Below are 826 nucleotides of genomic sequence, written 5' to 3'. Positions count from 1 at the left end.
AACCTGCCTAAAAAAGAAGGTTCAATCAAAGCAACAGATAAAGGCTTTGGTTTCCTGGAAGTGGACAGCAAGACCAGCTTCTTCATCCCACCAGCGTACATGAAAAAGTGCATTCACGGCGACAAAGTCGTGGCCATCATCCGTACTGAAAATGAACGTGAAGTCGCAGAACCACAAGAGCTGATCGAACAATCTCTTACTCGCTTTATCGGTCGAGTAAAGATGTTCAAAGGCAAGCTAAATGTCGTGCCTGACCATCCTCAACTAAAGAAATTGTCTCTAAAAGCGAAACTGAAGAAAGGTTTAAAGCCTGACAACTTCGCAGAAGGTGATTGGGTTGTAGCACATCTTGTTCGTCACCCGCTAAAAGGCGACAACACGTTCTTCGTTGAAATTTCAGAGAAAATCACTGACGCTGACGACAAAATCGCACCGTGGTGGGTAACGCTAGCGCAAAACGATCTACCAAACTCAGAACCTGCTGGCATTGAGAACTGGGAATTAAAAGATGACGCCGATCTAGAGCGCATCGACATGACACATGTTCCTTTCGTCACAATCGATGGTGAATCAACCAAAGATATGGATGACGCGTTGTACGCGAAGAAAACCGAATCTGGTGATTTTGAGTTAACTATCGCGATTGCTGACCCAACGGCGTACATCACACCTGAAGACGAAATGGATAAAGTCGCGCGTGAACGTGGTTACACCATTTATCTACCAGGCCGTAACATCCCGATGTTACCTCGCGACCTAGCGGACAATCTATGCTCTCTAATTGAAGGCGAAATCCGCCCAGCAATCTGCTGCACCGTAACAGTGA

General features: G+C 46.2%; 1 protein-coding gene. It reads left to right on the top strand.

Translation table 11 applies throughout. From position 1 onward, the window contains the following. Positions 1 to 826, top strand: an 826-nt coding sequence (locus R7Z50_RS26280; RefSeq protein ID WP_318149582.1) for an RNB domain-containing ribonuclease, incomplete at both ends; no start/stop codon positions are given.

Source organism: Vibrio sp. 1249-1 (assembly GCF_033340495.1).
This window is presented reverse-complemented; position numbering and strand designations above follow the sequence as displayed.